The 15748-nt window shown below is 46.7% G+C and carries 12 protein-coding genes; 9 read left to right on the top strand and 3 right to left on the bottom strand.

The window, feature by feature from the left end:
* Positions 1-139: 139 nt before the first annotated feature.
* Positions 140-736, top strand: coding sequence for a CIA30 family protein (locus AC2T0J_RS02235; RefSeq protein WP_489808574.1), 597 nt, complete (start codon positions 140-142; stop codon positions 734-736).
* A gap of 19 nt (positions 737-755) precedes the next feature.
* Complete coding sequence (locus AC2T0J_RS02230) at positions 756-1979, top strand: acyltransferase family protein (RefSeq protein ID WP_489808573.1); 1224 nt, start codon at positions 756-758, stop codon at positions 1977-1979.
* A gap of 35 nt (positions 1980-2014) precedes the next feature.
* Here AC2T0J_RS02230 and AC2T0J_RS02225 read toward each other — a convergent pair whose 3' ends face one another.
* Positions 2015-2176: a hypothetical protein gene (locus AC2T0J_RS02225; RefSeq protein WP_489808572.1), complete on the bottom strand. Its 162-nt coding sequence runs from the start codon at positions 2174-2176 to the stop codon at positions 2015-2017.
* Between the two features lie 289 nt (positions 2177-2465).
* Between AC2T0J_RS02225 and AC2T0J_RS02220 the strand changes: the two genes are divergently transcribed.
* Positions 2466-4025 (top strand): MBOAT family O-acyltransferase, encoded by a 1560-nt coding sequence (locus AC2T0J_RS02220; protein WP_489808571.1) that lies wholly within the window; start codon positions 2466-2468, stop codon positions 4023-4025.
* 3 nt (positions 4026-4028) lie between these two features.
* The gene (locus tag AC2T0J_RS02215) at positions 4029-5183 is read left to right on the top strand and encodes a hypothetical protein (protein WP_489808570.1); all 1155 of its coding nucleotides are present in this window, start codon (positions 4029-4031) and stop codon (positions 5181-5183) included.
* Between the two features lie 511 nt (positions 5184-5694).
* On the opposite strand, the gene AC2T0J_RS02210 is transcribed toward AC2T0J_RS02215, so the two are convergent.
* Positions 5695-6831 (bottom strand): trypsin-like serine protease, encoded by a 1137-nt coding sequence (locus AC2T0J_RS02210; RefSeq protein ID WP_489808569.1) that lies wholly within the window; start codon positions 6829-6831, stop codon positions 5695-5697.
* Between the two features lie 212 nt (positions 6832-7043).
* On the opposite strand from AC2T0J_RS02210, the gene prsT reads away from it, so the two are divergent.
* Positions 7044-9815: an XrtA/PEP-CTERM system TPR-repeat protein PrsT gene (gene prsT, locus AC2T0J_RS02205; RefSeq protein ID WP_489808568.1), complete on the top strand. Its 2772-nt coding sequence runs from the start codon at positions 7044-7046 to the stop codon at positions 9813-9815.
* A 166-nt stretch (positions 9816-9981) separates the two neighbouring features.
* Positions 9982-11301, top strand: coding sequence for a mechanosensitive ion channel family protein (locus tag AC2T0J_RS02200; protein WP_489808567.1), 1320 nt, complete (start codon positions 9982-9984; stop codon positions 11299-11301).
* 27 nt (positions 11302-11328) lie between these two features.
* Here AC2T0J_RS02200 and AC2T0J_RS02195 read toward each other — a convergent pair whose 3' ends face one another.
* Positions 11329-11799: a CreA family protein gene (locus AC2T0J_RS02195; protein ID WP_489808566.1), complete on the bottom strand. Its 471-nt coding sequence runs from the start codon at positions 11797-11799 to the stop codon at positions 11329-11331.
* A gap of 165 nt (positions 11800-11964) precedes the next feature.
* Here AC2T0J_RS02195 and luxS point away from each other — a divergent pair, with 165 nt between their 5' ends.
* From luxS to AC2T0J_RS02180, 3 genes are all read left to right on the top strand, one after another.
* Positions 11965-12471: an S-ribosylhomocysteine lyase gene (gene luxS / locus AC2T0J_RS02190; protein WP_105934810.1), complete on the top strand. Its 507-nt coding sequence runs from the start codon at positions 11965-11967 to the stop codon at positions 12469-12471.
* A 345-nt stretch (positions 12472-12816) separates the two neighbouring features.
* Positions 12817-13863, top strand: coding sequence for a hypothetical protein (locus tag AC2T0J_RS02185; protein WP_489808565.1), 1047 nt, complete (start codon positions 12817-12819; stop codon positions 13861-13863).
* The gene (locus AC2T0J_RS02180; protein WP_489808564.1) at positions 13853-15739 is read left to right on the top strand and encodes a DUF3857 domain-containing protein; all 1887 of its coding nucleotides are present in this window, start codon (positions 13853-13855) and stop codon (positions 15737-15739) included. Before AC2T0J_RS02185 ends, AC2T0J_RS02180 begins: the two co-directional genes overlap by 11 nt.
* Positions 15740-15748: the final 9 nt, after the last annotated feature.

The raw sequence follows: 15748 nt of genomic DNA, 5'->3' as shown, positions 1-15748 counted from the left end.
ACAGAAAATCTGAAAAATAATTTTTTATCTTTTTTGTCACCTTTCTCAAGCTGCCTGGCTCTTATCCGTTAAATCCCGCTGCACTGCTTTAGTTGCCGGGGAAAAACTACTTTAACGGTTTAAACGGAGAACACCTATTATGAATATGCTTAATCACATAATGCGCCACCTTTTCGGATTATTTGCTATAGCAGCGATACTGCTTCCGGTTTGCACTAATGCCAACGAACTACCAGAGCTGGTTGATGATTTCAGCCATCAGAGTCAAAACAGTCTTGGTGTTCAGCGCCAGTTTATGAATGACTCTGTTGCTGGTGGAGCAAGTGAAAGTGAAGTGACTGTAGCGGACGGTAAAATGTATCTCACAGGCAATCTGGTCCCGCCCCGGGGGCAGCCGGCCTGGGCCAGTTCTATTCTGTTGCTTGATGCGCAGGGAAAGTCCCATGATGCATCTGGATTCACCGGTATTCGCCTCAAAGTCAAAATTAATCAAGGTATGATGTCAGTTTCGGCTAACAGCAGCGATGTGACCAATTTTGACTATCATGCAGCGCCGGTTCAGGTGAAAGCTGACGGTCGGTTTCATGAAGTTAAACTCCCCTTTTCCAGTTTGAAACGCGCCTGGTCAGAACAGACAACCCTGGACGCTACCACGCTTAACAGTCTGAGCATTGTAGCTTTTGCCATGCAGAAAACGGCTTATGATTTCGTTATTGATGAAGTCGGTTTCTACTGATCACCTGGGCGAATAAAATATGATAACAACCACAGCCTCACGACTGGATTACCTAGATGCGTTGCGTGCTTTTGCCTTGCTACTTGGCGTTGTGTTTCATGCCGGGTTGTCATTTATGCCGGTGTTTATTGGCTGGGCGGTTATGGATATTTATACCAGCCCTGCAATAGCTATTTTCAGCCTGATAAGTCATTCATTCCGAATGGCACTGTTCTTTTTGATCGCCGGTTTCTTTGCTCATATGTCACTACAAAAATATGGGGTCAGAGTGCTTTTCAGGTCCCGGGCAGTGCGACTTGGGGGGCCATTTTTCGCTGGGTGGTTTGTACTTAAACCCTTGTTGATATCAGGCTGGGTCATGGGCGCTCAGAGTATGCGGGGAGATGTCAATATAACCGATGGATTGTGGCAGGGTCTCAAAAGCCTTGCGGAGCTGCCAGCGGGCATGTTCACTGGTACACACTTGTGGTTTTTATACTATCTCATGCTGTTTACCGCCATGGCCATAGTCGCAGCTACTTTGCTTGCTCGCTTACCGCTACTGTGCAATGTGCTGGCGGTTGGAAGCAAAGCTGTCATGGACTGGTTATGCAGAACCCGCTTTGGACTTATCGTACTTTCTTTGCCTGTAGCCTACTGCCTATGGTGGATGGAGCACTGGGGACTGGATACGCCGGATAAGTCATTATGGCCCGATATACCTCTCTTACTCATTTATGGGAGTTTCTTCTTCATCGGATGGGGGGGGTATGCACAGCAGCATTTGCTGGATGCGTTTATGCAGGTTACCAGGATCAAGGTGCTGTGGCTTACATTCTGCATATCCGGAGCGATCTATCTGTCAGGCTTTGAAATGCAACCCGGTCATGAGCATTACCTATGGTTTAAAGCCGGGTTCGTGATCTGTTATGCAGGGATGATGTGGTTGCTTGTTGCACTGCTTATGGCTTGTTGCAAGCGCTTGTTTAGCCGGCCAAACGCTTTAGTCAGGTACGTCTCGGCGCGGGCTTATTGGCTGTACCTGATTCACTTACCGATTGTAGTTTGGTTGCAAGTGGCCTTCGCTGAATTACCGCTTCATTGGCTAATAAAGCTAGGCAGTATCACTTTATTGACGCTGGTTATTTCATTTGCTTTGTATGAGCTGCTGGTTAAAAGGACGTGGTTAAATAATGTCGTTAGTGGCGCGAGTAAACCATTAACTGAAAGGAAAGGGTTGCTAAAGCCTGAGCAGGCTCTGTAGCCGGCGCTTGTGTGTCACAATGATGACTGCGGCTATTAGCTGGTGGTATCGAGTACGATACCGTCGACGTAGTTGCGCGGGTAAAGAGAATCAACCACAAACTGCGGAATGAACCCTTTCGAGAAGGCAACAACCACTTTTGAAATGATGTCTACCATGCGAATGTTAAGAATAATGCCGCGGTCGTTATAAGTCATCGTACCGGATAGGATATATTTGATATAGGGATTGCGCTCCAGCTCTCCCAGGTTTTTAATGCTGTCTCTGATTAATTCGCGTGATCATCAACAATAATAATGTGCATCAGCAAGTCCCTTTTTCACGACATCAGTGTAGCGCGACTCAGAATTAGCTCAAATAAGCCAATGGCTTAGAAGGGGGAGTTGTACACAAAGGATGCAATTAAGGCTTCAACTCCTTTACGAGTTGGGGTAATGTCATAACAAAACAGTAACCCTATAAAAACAGAACTAAAAGCGATATTGCATGCTGTTTAACTCCTACGAATTTATTTTTGCGTTTTTGCCGCTGACCATTTTGCTGGTGTGGTTGTTTGGACGGTACTCCTCATTTCAAGCCGTTGTTTGTTTACTGGTGCTCGCCTCATTGTTTTTCTATGGCTGGTGGAATCCGGCCTATCTGGCGATCATTCTGGTATCCATGGTGCTCAATTACCAGTTAGGTAAACGCCTCAGCAAAAATCGGGAAAAGGTAACATTGTATATCGGCGTTTTCCTGAACTTATTGTCGTTGGGTTATTTTAAATATACCGATTTTGTTCTGGATAATGTTAATTTACTGCTGGACACGCCATTACCGCTTCCAGGCGTAGTATTGCCTCTGGCCATTTCGTTTTTTACGTTTCAGCAAATTGCCTATCTGGTGGACTCTTATCGTGGTGAAACCGTAGAAAAGCACCCACTGGACTATGCGTTATTTGTGACGTTTTTTCCGCAGCTGATAGCGGGACCCATAGTCCACCACAAGGAAATGCTGCCTCAGTTTACCAACGGCCATGCCTCTATTACAGCAAGAAATCTGGGGCTGGGATTATCGATTTTTGCCCTGGGGTTATTTAAAAAAGCGGTACTTGCCGATGGTGTAGCAGGCTATGCCAATGTGGCTTTCGCTAATGTGGATAATGGCGTAACGCTGGACTTTTTTGCCGCATGGGCTGGTGCTCTGGCCTATACTTTCCAGCTCTATTTTGATTTTTCCGGTTATTCCGATATGGCCATTGGGTTGGCCAGAATGTTTGGCATAATTTTACCGTTAAACTTCTACTCGCCTTATAAGTCGGTCAATATTTCTGAGTTTTGGCGTCGCTGGCACATGACGTTATCACGCTTTCTTCGTGACTATTTATATATTGCTTTGGGGGGGAACCGGGCCGGTAACTTCAATCGGTACCGCAATTTGTTTTTAACCATGGTCATTGGTGGGATCTGGCACGGCGCGGGCTGGAACTTTTTAATCTGGGGAGCTCTGCATGGTTCTTATCTGATAATTTTCCATGCCTGGCGTTACCTGTTTCCTGCACTTCATGCGTTGCAGAATGGTTGGGCTCGGATGATAGGTTGGGCTGTTACCTTTGTGGGCGTAATTGTTGGGTGGGTCTTTTTCCGGGCAGTTACCTTTGATGGCGCTATTACAATGTTAAAAGGTATGTTTGGAAGCTATGGTGTATCTATTCCTCAAGGTATTTGGACTCGGCTGGGCGACACGATAACGGAGATTCTATCGCAGCTTGGGATTACAGCGTCTTCCGCCGGAAGCAGCGCTTTTGTGGAAGTGTGGGTGTGGAACCTCTTTTTATTGGTGGTGGTGCTGATGATGCCCAACACACAGGATATTTTCAGCCGGGTGGCGGGCTCGTTGAGTAAGTTATCTTACGACCGACGCGATACCTTCTGGCCCGGGTTTGCCCTGGTCACCGGTATTGGTTGGAAAGCAAATACGCGCTGGGCACTTATTTCAGCGATATTTTTTGTAGCCGGGGTGCTCACTTTGTCACAAGTGAGTGAATTCCTGTATTTTCAGTTTTAGCCTATGAATTATCTCACGCGTTTAACACTATTTATCGCTCTTGTCTTCGCACTGGCCGGTGGATTTAATTTTCTGGTGGATCCCTACGGCTTCTATTGGAGCCCTGCGCTGAAAGGATTTAATCAGCAGAAAACCCAGGCCGATGAAAGAGTGAGGGAAGTCACTCCTTACCGGGCTCTGGCTCTGCAACCGGATACTGTGTTAATCGGTAATTCAAGGGTTCAGCTTGGCATCGCTGCTGAATCGGAAGTGCTTAATGGGCGAAAAGCTTATAACTTGTCACTGCCAGGTGCTGGTCTGGCAGAAACGTTGCGTCATGCTCTGAGTCAGGCCCGTCAAAACCCCAATCTGACAACACTCATTATTGCGCTGGACTACCGGTATTTTTTGCATAATTACTCGCGAAGCCCAGGACCGTGGCCGCAAGAGGAATTACTCGATACTATTACTCAGCGCCCGGAGAGCACCGTCGACAGGTTCATGCGCATTTATCCGGCGGTATTTTCACTCGATACGCTGTTCGATTCGGTGAGGACTATTGCGCAGCAAGGAGGTACTTATAACAACATTACCCGCCTGGGTAGTAATACTGGCGGTTATTATCTGGATGCGATCAAGGCCGAAGGTAAAAGACGCTTCTATCAGCATCAGTTTGATGGATTATTTATGCGCTTTGGTCGTAAACATCTGACCTACCAGGCCGACGGGCAGGTTTATTCTATTGCCTTACTGACGAGGTTTCTGGAGGAAATGAGAAAAGCACATCCGAAGGTTGCACTACACCTCTTTATCAACCCTTACCATCAGTCTTACTGGCAGGTTATTTATAAAAGTGGTCATTGGGGAAGCTACCTTCAATGGAAGCGAGATTTAGCCAGGGAAGGTGAGAAATTCCCGGAATACGCTATTTATGATTTTAGTTTGCCCAGCGTACAAACGTTGGAACCGTTCAATTATAAGCAAGACAAGCAATTAATGACCTGGTACTGGGAACCGGCCCATTACCGGCCCAAGTTAGGCGATGAAGTACTAAAAGCATTGCTGGGTAAACCTTCTTCGACGATAACGGCTGACTGGCCAATCAGATTGCGACAGCGCACCATTGAAAAAGCTATTGAGAGGAGTATCGACGGTTTAGCTCAGTCAGGTTTCAGGTAGTCTGCGATATGCAGGCAGTGGCGTACAGGCCCGTTTGCTTACCATTCAAGACAAATCGCAACTGCTAGCATATTCGCCTTGTAAGCAGGGTGGATGGCGTCTTCGCTGGAACTCTACACCCGTTCAAAACTGACTTCGAATGTATCAACTACAGTCTGAATTAGGTCGTTTTATTGGTGGACTGCAGGTTAACAACTGGATCGCACTCCAGTGTTGGTAGCCGAAACATAGCGTTGTTCGTTAACCTGTATGCATCATATCCACGTTAGCGTAACGCATTCGCCGTTCAGTCGACGCGGCGCAACTTTCAAATCGTTGTGCTTGTTCCATATGGTTGTTAGCTGTAAGTTCTTTAAGCGAATGCTCAATGACATGTTGTTGTCGGGTAATAGCGGGTGTAACGGCCTGGATGAGTGATAAGGCGGGTGGCATAGGAAGAGAATTAGTTGGGGTAAATAAAAAGGGCGTTCAGTAGCTACTGAACGCCCTTTATCAACAAATTCAGAAATGCTTATTTTGCTTTTCTGCGGCGCACAGCCATAATGCCCAGACCACTCAGCAACAATGCCAGCGTAGCCGGAGCATTTGCGTTAGTGATGCTCTTAATCCAATCCAGATATGGCGCGTACAGGTTTCCGCCAAAGATATGACCATAACCGCCATTAGCGACTGGTGAACTATTAATACCAAAGGTATTGTTAGCCGCTAACAGAAATTTATCGTTAGTGGAATCGTAAACAAATGACGGGCCACCTGAGTCACCACCACCAATGTTTGCTTCAAACAATCCGCTAGTCGTATCGCTGCCGAAAGCGTCGCCGCAAACACCGAATACGATACAAAAGTAATCCCAGTTAGTACCGTCGGCTACACCGTCAAAGTCGGCATACCACACTTCAGCTTCTGTTCCGTAGGCAGCAGGACAAACAGAAGATGAAGACCAACCGCCTGTACCTTCTGCCGCCATATTGGCATCGTCACAATCAAAATACTCTGGAATATTGAAGCCGAAACGTTTGTTGGTCCAATCTGAACTAAACGCAGTGTAGCCGTCTAAGCCGTTACCAGTAGTGCCATAACCAACCATGGTGAAAAGATCACCACTGTCGATGTCGCCAGTGTAGAAATCATAAATTTCAACGCCAGCCGGAATATCCTCTTCCAGCGTTAAAATAGCGATATCATCGTTAAGACAGCCGCCTGAAAAACCAGTGCCGTCAGTAGCTGAACAGACGCCAAAACCCAGATAATCAGGGTGAGCGACTACGCTGGAGCTAGGAATGTAATCAACAAAATTACCACCGTCAGAAAAAACTGCGCTCACTGTGCCTGCTGACAAATCCATAATAGAACCATTATCACGCTCAATACAGTGCGCTGCAGTAATAATGTGTCGGGGAGAAATGGCACTACCGGTACAAATATAGTAGCCACCGTCGCGAAAGATTTCGATGCTCACAACGCCGGTAAATTCACCTGCCGCCGTAAAAGGAGCGCCGCCATTGCCATACAGGTTAGAGTCACCCGCAGCGATGGTAGGGCTAACCGAATGGCCCTCTAACGTTACGGGTGATGCCTGAACCAGACCTGCCGTCAGAAGACCACAAAGTAGTGTCCCTGTTTGTAATACTTTGTTTTTTATTTTCATTTTGCTTTTCCACATGGTTATTTCCCAGTTTTTACTATGCAATTACCGATCCTTTGCTTAATTTTTTTGTAAGTATTTGAAATTAAATAATTATAATTCAATTTAAAACGACAGGTTTCATTTGTTAGAACAATTCTGTTAAAAAAACTGACATTAAGGTGGTATGCTGAAAACTGGATATAATAAAAACACTCAGTCACTATTCTAACGATATGAAAAAGTTTACCGTCACTCGAATTGTCGCGATTTCCGCGGTGCTGCTAATGGTTTCAGGCTGTAGCCAGAAATCTTCTGATGAGCACATCAATGAAGCAAAACAACATGTAGAACAAGGCGACAATAAAGCTGCTATTATCGCTTTAAAAAATGCCATTCAATTAGATCCTCAGTCTGCTCAGCCGCGGTTTGAATTGGGTAAACTCTATTTGCTGGAGCAGGATTACGAGTCGGCTGAAAAAGAACTCTCCCGGGCATTGGATTATGGTTACAAACCCGCCGATGTTTTGCCGCTATTATCAAAGGCTTTTCAGCAGACCCGTGCCGATGTCGCGATGACAGAATTGCCACTGGAAAGCAGTGGTTTATCGAATGTTGATAAAGTGACTGTGGGTTATCGCAAAGCTTTATCACTGCTGACACTCGAAGAAAATAAGCAGGCCGTGCTACTGTCAGAAAATTTAACAGCGCTGAATGTTAACAGCGTTTATCACGACCTCATTCAGCTTATTCCATTACTGGCAGCCGAAAAATATGCTGAGGCGGTAAGTAAAGCGGAAGAAGCCAAAGCCCGTTCGCCACTAAACAGTGATGTCCTGTTAATTCTTGGCAAGCTTTATCTCTCCACCGAACAAGGTGCCAAAGCCGTAGAGTCGTTTAAGGATTACCTGCGTGTAGAGCCTACTGATTTACGGGTGAAATTTATTCTGGCCAGTTTACTGATACAACAGCGGGATGCCGGGCAGGCTGAACCTTATATCGATGAGTTGTTAAGGGTTAATAATAAAAGCCCCTATTTAAATCAGCTCAAAAGCATTGCCCGGGCAGTAGATAACGATCACGAGGCTGCGCTTAAATATGCTGAAACAGCCATTAATACCGGACGACTGGATCCGACATTAAGAGTGGTTGCTGGTTTTGCTGCTTATAAAACAGAAAATTACGATAAAGCCGTTGAGCATTTGTTGACGGTTGCCAGTTTGCTTCCCGACGACCACAGCGTGTTACGGCTGCTGGCAGCCAGTCAGGTAAACTCAAGTACCAGTGCTCAGGTAAAATCCGTGATTGAGCGTCTCGATAATTTTCAATCAACGGATGTTCCCTTGTTATCCAAAGCGGCACTGGAAATGTTGAAAGCGGATGATGAGGCGGCAGCCAGCGAAATGATTGAGCAAATGGAAAATTTGTCGCAGAGCGCTGAGCAAATTGTTCAGCTTAATTTGTTACGGTTATCTGTAGACGATATCGATGGTTTGATAGGTATCGATGAGATCGTCGAAGATCAGGAAGTCCCGGTACAGGCCAAACAGATGATTGCCATGGCGCTGATCAAACATGGCAAGTATGACGAAGCACAAGCCATCGCCAGAGAGTTAAATAGCAATGAAGATACAGCGTTCAGCAGTTTCATTATCGATGCTGAAGCTGCACTGGCGAAAGGTGATTTAGTGGGGGCAGAAGTGTCCGTTGACAAGGCGCTAAGCGAACAACCGAATGCAGTACCTGCACAGGTTTTAAAAATGCGCTTGCTTGAACAACAAGGGCAACGGGAAAGCGCATTAACGCTGGCCAGAAAAATCGTGGCAGACAGCCCGAGTGCTTTTAAAGCGTGGCAATTTTTACTCACGCAGGATAAAGAGCAAGCTGAACAGGACTTATTTACGCTTATTGATTCTCTTGAGTCGGACCTGACTAATCCGCCGCTAAGAATGTTGGCAGCCCAAAAGGCTCTTGAGTTCGACCTGAAGGAGCAGGCGCTTAAACTTATAGAAGCCATTTCCCTGACCGCGAACAGCCCACAAACATTATGGCAGCTTAAAGGTAACGTATTGGTTCAAACCAATCAGGTCTCCCCAGCAGAAGAGCACTTCAGGCAATGGTCCGGCTTTTTTCCAAATCAGGAAAACGCGGCCATAGGGGTCATTGCCGTCAATAATATTCGTGGCAATTTTCCGGCGGCGCTGGCCGAAGCAAATCGCTTTTTACAGTTGGAAGATAATCAGGAAATCCGCATCCTCCAGGCATTGTTTAATGCTAAGCTGGGTAATCTTGAGGAAGCAAAAGCGGCCTGGCAGAAAATTGATAAACGACTACAAAATGAACCAGAGGTAAGAGGCGTAAAAGCCCATATCAGCTTGCTGGAAAGACGCCCTGCAGAAGCCCTTGATGATGCGCTCGTAGCGTATAAGGCGAATAGAAGCTTTGACAATCTCGCTTTACTCACTCGAATTTATGCGGCACAGGATCAGCGCAGTGAGGCGCTAACGTTGTTACAGGAACATAATACATCGCCTGAAAAGGACATTCGCTCGTTAATGTTGATGGCAGAATTTCAGATGGTATTAGCACCGGAAGATGCGGTAGCCAGCTATGAAGAAGCCATAGCAGCAGATCCCTATAATTACGTAGCGTTGAATAATCTCGCGTACCTTAAAATGAACCAGGACGAACTTGATGAAGCGAGAGAGCTGATTGAGCAAGCGTACAAATTTGTTCCAACGAATGACGGGGTAGTCGATACCTACGCCGAAATTTTAACTAAACAAGGTGAAACAGACGAGGCTATAGCCCTCTACGAGACAATTATTGAGCAGCCCCGGGTTGCCGAGCATATCCGTCTGAATTACGTTGAGACGCTGTTAAAACAAGGCAGCAAAGCGATAGCTCAACGCAAGCTTGAACGTATGCGCTTTTCGCAACCAGCTTCTTTTGTGCGCTTAAATAGCCTGATTCAACAATATGAATTAAAGAATGTGAAACCACGTTGAGATGATTTCACAGCGGCAGGTACTTTGTGGTGTTGGGTTAGTTAAATAATCAATGCCATAGACAAGTTTATAGAGAGTTATTTATGCAGAGTCTAAATATATTTCTTTACCCGCAGAGTGATTAACGATAAAACTTGCCCGAAGCACATCCTCTGCAGGGTAAATTATGGAAGCCTTTATCGCTGAGCTGAAGAAAACTTATTTGGTTGCTCAGGACGCCGTTCTTAGTCCAACATTTTTGTACCAGGTTATCGTTATTGTTTCGATTTATGCCGTTGCCTGGCTAATGTCCTCCAGTTTACGTCGGCAATTCAGCTGGACGCGCGAAGTGCCGGCCGACGGCTCCCATATCATCAGACACAAAATCTATCGCATGAGCGGTACCTTGTTTCCAATTTTTACGATTTCCCTTCTCAAGCTTACGTCGGTACTCGGCAAGCAGTATCAACTGGATGCCTGGCTTCTGGAAGTTGCGGTCATAGTGGCGATTATGATTTTTCTCAACTCATTCATTCGCGCTTTCGTAGAAAGCCGGGGGATTGCGAATTTTCTGCGCTGGGTGGGATTGCCCATTGTCTTTCTGCACATGATTGATGTGTTGCCTTCCGTGATTGCCGCGCTAGAGTCAATCTCGATTAATGTTGGCAATGTCAGCGTATCTGCCTACGGCGTGGCCAGGGTCACTATTTTCGGGGTGTTATTGTTCTGGCTTGGCCGAGCATCCAGCGTGATGGGTAAAGACATCATTCGTAACCATGAAAAGCTCGATGTGACCACCAAAGAAGTGTTTTCCAAGCTCTTCGAAGTGGTGCTGTTCTGCGTGATTTTTCTGCTCTTGCTGAACATTATGGGTATTAACCTTACTGCCCTTGCGGTGTTTGGTGGAGCCTTGGGTGTAGGGCTCGGCCTGGGTTTACAATCAATAGCATCCAACTTTATTTCGGGGATTATTATTCTACTGGATCGCTCATTAACCGTGGGCGATTTCGTTGAACTTGATGACGGCAGTAAGGGGTTCGTGCGTGAATTTAAAATGCGCTACGCAGTGCTTGAAACCTATGATGGTAAAGATATTCTCGTACCTAATGAAAAGTTTATCAGCTCGTTATTAATTAACTGGACTCATAAGGATCCGAAACAACGATACCGCATCGACTTTTCAGTGGCTTATAAAACCGATATTCGTGCTATGGTCGACATTATCAAAGAGGCTGTAAGCGAACACCCTCAGGTGATCAGCGGGCCCGATATTCCGTTTGAGGAACGCCCTGATTGCGAAATAGACAGCTTTGGTGACTCCGGCGTTAATATGTTTGTGGAGTTCTGGATGGAAGGCGTGGATGACGGTAAAAATCGGGTCGGCGGCGATTTGTTACTGATTGTGTTTGAAACACTGCGAGCACATGACATCGAAATTCCGTTCCCGCAACGTGAAGTGCGGGTCATTAACGAAGACGCTATTTCTCGGAGAAATACAACGCCTTAGTCAAGACGGCGGGAGCGCTCCTCCGATTTAGTTGGTTGGAGCAAGCGTCGCCTGATAGGCGTCTGTACCCCACAATGGCACGGTCGATAAACTGTGTTTAAAACTGCCTGAGGTTTCTTTGGTGGAGTAGGCCAGGTACATAAGCGTTTGGTTCTGGGCGTCGAAAATACGGCGAATCTTCATATTTTTAAACAATACACTTTTCGATTTTTTAAACACTACGTCACCTGATTTTGATTTATCGATAGCCGCGATCATGGCGGTAGTTATTTCGCCGGTCTGGCGACAGGCAATAGAGCTGTCAGAGGGATCGGCCAGGCTCAAATCGGCTTCGATACTCGCCACATGACAGGTTACTCCCGGGATCAATGGATCGGCGAACATGTCTATTTTAATGTCCTTGGTGGTAAATAGCCCTAAAGAAACATCACCCACTTCATTGCGGTCGCAGGCAGTCAGCATTAAAACGCCTGTTATTGTGACTAGTAGCTTTTTCATAAGATTCCTTTTAACGGTTGCCGGATTATCTACAGGGTACACTCATCGGCGCTGCTTCGGTATGTTTATCCCTGATAGTTGATGTACAATAGCCCGCGTTAAACTTATTTACGGTTGTGCGCGTAACAAAGGTTGCATTACCGTTATCAATCAAGGAATTTAATCATGCCATTACTCGACAGCTTCCGTGTTGATCACACCCGCATGCAAGCCCCGGCTGTGCGCATTGCGAAAAAAATGACGACGCCTAAAGGCGATCCCATCACCGTTTACGATCTGCGCTTTACGGTACCGAATCAGGAAGCGTTGTCTGAAAAAGGCATTCACACCCTTGAGCACCTGTTTGCAGGCTTTATGCGTGAGCATCTTAATGCTGATGACGTTGAGATCATCGATATTTCTCCCATGGGCTGCCGTACGGGTTTTTACATGAGCCTGATTGGTACGCCGGATGAAGAGCGAGTGGCTAAGGCCTGGTTGGCGGCAATGAACGATGTACTGAATGTACAGACAGAATCCGATATTCCGGAGCTGAACGAATACCAGTGCGGCACGTACAAAATGCATTCACTGAAAGAAGCACAGGAAATTGCGCAAACGGTATTGAATCGCAAAGTGGGTATCAACAGTAACGACGAGCTTTATTTAAGTGATGAGTTTTTAGAGCAGTAAGATGTGCGTGGATCTTCTGCTTTCATTGCTGATAGCAGAAGATCTTGTCTAGCTGAAATTAAACTAATACGCCGTTATATTTACACATCTCTCCAAACAGTTTCTCTGTTTAATATCTCTCTCTTACGGCTTTTGATTGCGGGTTTCTTACGCCTTGAGTAAACTGATTGCTAAATGAGCAGCAATCGTTCGGCCGTTACTGGTTTGTTATTTCTCTAATTAAATCAGCTTATTGATATTAATCTGCCGCGCCCAAGGTATTGCTGTAAAAAATAATAATGGCTAAATACCAGCGCCGCCTTTTTAATCGGGTAGAGGACTACCCATGCAGTAGAGGACAAGGATGTGACAGACTCCCCCCGTACCCATCAGAAAGTAGCACCCTATCGGGCTGTGTGGCTGGAGGGCTTGCTAACCATAGTGACGATGGGCTGCTACTTGTTTGTATGGTTTGCCCTGGCCGCCCGGGATTGTAAACGCATTACCGGTCGCTCGTTCACTCCTATCCTGTGGTTTTTTGCGCCGGTAGTGTGTTTGCCGTTGCCTTTCGCCTCGCACATTCTGCTTAATACGTTCAGCGACATCGAAGCACAGCGGCAACTACCGGGCTGGACCCGGATACAGAACATTGCCTGGAACGGATTATTCAGCGGTGCCTATATTGGTGCTTATGTAGTGGGTGAAGTCATAGAGAGTCAGACGCTGCAATTTGTCTTGTGGGCAGTAGCCTTTATTTTGTTTTTGCTGCTGCACCGGCGTTTAAATCGTATCAGACAAGCATTTGAGAGCGAGCCGATGATGCACCGGTTTGCCGGATTTAATGCCCTGGAATGGGTTGTCGGCTTGTTATTTTTGGCCCTTTGGGCTGGTCTGTTCTGGGCGCTGGGGCAGTTAAAACTGGTTAATGTAGAGACTACGCCTATCGAGCCCGGTACCGAAATAGTGGTGCCTGAGGCGGGCGTGCGCTTTACCGTGAATCAGCAAGGCTGGGAAAACGTGCCGATTGGGACTGTTACCGATGGCTCTGCCGAGTATGAGCTTCGAGGGCCTGCTCCGTTAAACACCATGTGGTACGCGGTATTTACCTACACCGAACATGACGACTTTAATGAGATAGCACAAAATCGTTATGCTAACTATCTTGAAGTGTTGCCTGGTGCAACCTGTAGCGCATCGCGGTCATTGCAGGAAGGAACCGGGTTGCTGCGCTCTGTAGTGAGCTGTGAGAATACTGAAGACGGTGACCAGCAACTGTATATCTCGCACCTTATCGAGCAGGAAAAAGGCCTGGTCGAGCTGGTGGGATACATGTGGGTGGCGCCACGCAACTATACCCAATACAAGCCGCAATTTATTAAGGATGTAAAAGGGCTGATCGCAGATGAGAAGTAAGCTAATCCTATTATTCAGTTTGTTGTTAACCCTGCCGGTGTCGGCTGAATTTCTGCACGGGGAGGCGCTGATTGCGCGGGCCAAACAGCTTGCCAGTGAGCTGGAACCAGATGTACACAGTGCATTAACCGGCCTGGAGCGCACCTACAAAGTGGAACTGAACAACAACAAGGTAACCGTTTATGGTCATAAAATCTGGTTTTACCCAACCACGGCATCCGTGCAGAACAATGCCTATGAGAGCATTTACTTTAATCAGTTGAATGAACAGCTTACCGTGCTGACAGCAGCGAGTATTTCGCCTGCTGGTAGGGTGAATTACGTCAACGAGTCACATCAGAAAGTCATTGCTGAAGATACCTACAATACCTTTACGGAAACAGAAAAGATGATTGTGTCTTTTCCAGCTGTGGAAGTGGGCGGCTTAACCCTGATTGCTTATAAAATTGAGGAAACACTCACCCCTGAGCGTCCATTCTGGAGCATTCGTTCGTACCCTCAACAAACCGCTGATATGCTCCATTACAGTTTCGAAGCGCAGTGGGACGACATTACCCAGTTGTATTTCGATAATAGCAGTGAACTTGTAAACTGCGAGCAGCAGTCCAAGCGAGTGTTCTGTCACGCAGACAATCTCGTTGCGGCAGAATCCGACAGCGTAGTGAACTGGGGCGATCAATTGGGTCAGCTCACCCTTTCCACAGAGCCGGACTGGCAAGCGGTTAAAGAGCAAGTACGTCCTGGCTTTGTAAATGCTATTGAAAATAACCAGAGCGTAGAGCCATTGGTTGATCAATTTGCTGAAAATGCTGATGGCAAGCGTGCTCTGATCCAGCGTATTTTCGAATTTGTTGCCCGTGATATTCGTTATGTCTCGCGCTCGGAAGCCGGCTACGATATTGTGCCGCATGACGTGGACGAAACCATCGCTAATCGGTTTGGTGATTGTAAAGACAAATCTGCCTTGCTGATAGCCATGCTGCGTGCCATCAATATTGATGCTGAACCGGTTTTGGTGGCAACCAAAAGAGAGCGTCCGGCCATGGCTGGCGCTGCAGCAGTCGGTTTATTTGATCATGTAGTGGTTTGTTTTAGCTTTGAAGGACAGCAGTATTGTCTTGATCCAACCGATCCCTACACCCAATGGCAGAGTACGTCAGACTGGATCCAGGGACGGGTAGCATTAAATTTGTCTGATAGTGAGTCGATATCGACCATTCCCCGACCGCAATATCGCTGGCAACTGAAAGCGCAGTCAGACATCACCATTACACCACAAGGTGGTCAGCAAGAGCTGGTCACGCTCACTTTTCTGAATGAGTATGCGTCGTTAATGCGCCAGAACATGGCTGGTCTGTCACAACCAAAACGTCTGGAATACATGGTGGACGTTTATCATGATGTGGCCAGTGAAGATGCTGAGCCGGTATTTGAAATCTCTGGTGTCGATAGCATGTCGAGCCACCTGACGACCCATTCTGCCACCACATACGAGCCTTATTTTAATCCACAGCAGGGCATTTCGCTGGCTGAAAATGACTCGTGGTTACGCGGAGAACTCTCATCATCATGGCTGAATAACGAAGTCTATGGTCAGTTTTATCCCGGCTTTTGGGTGGAGTCTGAGTATAAAATTCAGGTACCTCATGAATGGGCACTCAACCGCTTTCCCCCGGACCTGAACTTCGAGCATCGCTATGGAAAGCTCACCCGTTCTTACCGGTTTGAACCGGGTGATGAGCTGGATACCCTGTATGTGAGTACCCTATTGTTAATGCCTTCCCGGTATCTGGCGGTGGAAGAGATAAAAGCCTTTAATGATTTATTAAATGTCTTCTATAAGCAGGTACCGATTAGCTTCGGGCACGATAGTTAAGCCCGGCAA

It is taken from the genome of Alteromonas sp. ISO5, from assembly GCF_058105165.1.
The sequence above is the reverse complement of the archived record's forward strand: the minus strand, read 5'-3'. Positions and strand labels throughout refer to the sequence as shown.